The following is a 2,769-nucleotide window of genomic DNA, read 5'->3' as shown; positions in this document are numbered from 1 at the left end:
CCCTGATCGGGCACCACATCGGCGGCCAACCGCTGGTCGATGCCTCGAGCCGCACGCAAGACGTCACCAACCCCGCCACCGGCGCGGTCACGGCACGGGTAGCGCTGGCCGACGCCCCCACCGTCGAGGCGGCAGTGGCGGCCGCCCGTGCCGCGTTCCCGGCCTGGGCCGACACGCCGCCGATCCGGCGCGCACGCATCCTATTTCGCTTTTTAGAACTGCTACACCGGCACCGCGACGAACTGGCGCGCCTGATCACCGCCGAGCACGGCAAGGTGTTCAGCGACGCACAGGGCGAGGTCACACGCGGCATCGAGATCGTGGAGTTCGCCTGCGGTATTGCGCAGCTGCTCAAGGGCCACTCCACCGAGCAGGTCTTCACCGGTATCGACAACTGGACAGTGCGCCAGCCGCTGGGCGTGGTGGCCGGCATTACGCCGTTCAATTTTCCGGTGATGGTGCCCATGTGGATGTTGCCGCTGGCGCTGGCCTGCGGCAACACCTTCGTGCTCAAGCCCAGCCCCTTCGATCCGTCACCGTCGCTGCGCATCGCCGCGCTGCTGCAGGAGGCGGGGCTGCCGGATGGGGTGTTCAACGTGGTGCAGGGCGACAAGGTGGCCGTGGATGCGCTGCTGGCGCATCCGGACGTGCGCGCGCTGAGCTTCGTCGGCTCCACACCGGTGGCGCAGCACATCTACGCCACCGGCGCGCAGCAAGGCAAGCGGGTGCAGGCACTGGGCGGCGCCAAGAACCATCTGGTGGTCATGCCCGACGCCGATCTCGAGCAGGCGGTGGACGCGCTGATCGGGGCCGCCTTCGGCTCGGCCGGTGAGCGCTGCATGGCCATCTCGGTGGCGGTGCTGGTGGGCGACGTGGCTGAGCGCATCGTACCCGCCCTTGCCGAGCGTACCCGTGCGCTGAAGGTACGCGACGGCCTGGATCCGCAGGCAGAAATGGGCCCGATCGTGACCGCGGCGGCGCGCGAGCGTATCGCGGGCTACATCGCCAACGGAGAGCGCGAGGGCGCGCAATTGCTAGTCGATGGCCGTCACTTCGACCCAGCGCAGGCCGGGCCGGGCTGTGCGAGTGGCTTTTGGCTCGGCGGCACGCTGTTCGATCACGTCACGCCGCAGATGCGCATCTACCGCGAGGAGATTTTTGGGCCGGTGCTGTCGTGCGTGCGCGTGCCGGACTTCGCCACCGCCGTGCAGTTGATCAATGACCACGCCTACGGCAACGGCACCGCATGCTTCACGCGAGACGGCCACATCGCTCGCGAGTTCGCACGCCGCGTCCGCGTCGGCATGGTGGGCATCAACGTACCCATCCCCGTGCCGATGGCGTGGCATGGCTTCGGTGGCTGGAAGCAGAGCCTGTTTGGCGACCTGCACGCCTACGGTGAAGAGGGGGTGCGCTTCTACACCGCGCAAAAAAGCATCATGCAGCGCTGGCCGCAAAGCACGCCGAAGGGGCCGCAGTTCGCCATGCCCACCGCCAGCTGAGCACATCGTCCTGTCATGACCGCTACACCCAACCCGCCCGCCGCCACGGTGGAGGTGGATCATGTCATCGTGGGGGCCGGCACCGCCGGTTGCCTGCTGGCCAACCGCCTCAGCCACGACCCCCGGCGCCAGGTGCTGCTGTTGGAAGCTGGCGGGCCGGATGACTACCTGTGGATCCACATCCCGGTCGGCTACCTGTACTGCATCGGCAATCCGCGCACCGACTGGCTCTATCAGACTGAGCCAGACACCGGGCTCAACGGGCGGCGGCTGCGCTACCCGCGCGGCAAGGTGTTGGGGGGGTGCTCTAGCATCAACGGCATGATCTACATGCGGGGGCAGGCGCGTGACTATGACGGCTGGGCCCGGCACACCGGGGACGACGACTGGTCCTGGGCGCGCTGCCTGCCCGACTTCCTGGCTCACGAGGACCACCACCGACTCGACCGCGACGACGCCGGCGACTGGGCACGCTGGCACGGCCATCGCCGACTCGGCAGCAGCGGCGAGTGGCGGGTGGAGCGCCAGCGGCTGCGCTGGGACATTCTGGACGCCTTCGCCCAAGCCGCGCAGCAGGCCGGCATCCCGGCCAGTGCCGATTTCAACCGCGGGGACAACGTGGGCGTGGGCTACTTCGAGGTCAATCAGCGCCGCGGCTGGCGCTGGAACGCGGCCCGGGCGTTTCTGCACCCGGTGCGCCAGCGCCCCAACCTGCGGGTTTGGACTGGCGCGCACGCCACGCGGCTGCTGCTGCAGCGCGGCGACAACGGTGCGCTGCGCTGTCGCGGCGTCGAGGTGATCCGGGCCGGTGAGCGCGTGCAGGTGCTGGCACGGCGCGAAGTCACGCTGGCGGCCGGTGCCATCGGCAGCCCGGCCCTGCTGCAACGCTCCGGGGTCGGCCCGGGCGCGTGGCTCGCACCGCTGGGCATCGCCGTGCTGGCCGACCTGCCCGGAGTCGGCGCCAACCTGCAGGATCACCTGCAGATCCGTACCGTCTACCGCGTGCAGGGCACCCGTACCCTCAACACCTTGGCCGCCAGCCCGTGGGGGCGGCTGCGCATCGGCCTGCAATATCTGCTGACGCGCAGCGGACCGATGAGCATGGCCCCTAGCCAGCTGGGGGCCTTCACCCGCAGCAGCCCCGAGCGCCCCTGGCCCAACCTCGAATACCACGTGCAACCGTTGAGCCTGGATGCGTTTGGCGGACCGCTACACCCCTTCGACGCGTTCACCGCCAGCGTGTGCAACCTCAACCCCAGCAGCCGCG

At 69.5% G+C, this 2,769-nt stretch carries 2 protein-coding genes; both read left to right on the top strand.

Annotated features, from left to right (window positions below; all coding sequences use genetic code 11):
• The first annotated feature begins 2 nt into the window (after positions 1–2).
• Positions 3–1,502, top strand: coding sequence for a CoA-acylating methylmalonate-semialdehyde dehydrogenase (locus V7Z54_RS09745; protein ID WP_334136205.1), 1,500 nt, complete (start codon positions 3–5; stop codon positions 1,500–1,502).
• A 15-nt stretch (positions 1,503–1,517) separates the two neighbouring features.
• Positions 1,518–2,769: GMC family oxidoreductase (locus V7Z54_RS09740; protein ID WP_334136204.1), on the top strand; the 1,252-nt coding region annotated here is incomplete at its 3' end.

The organism is Tepidimonas sp., assembly GCF_036824975.1.
Classification (GTDB): domain Bacteria; phylum Pseudomonadota; class Gammaproteobacteria; order Burkholderiales; family Burkholderiaceae_C; genus Tepidimonas.
This window is presented reverse-complemented; position numbering and strand designations above follow the sequence as displayed.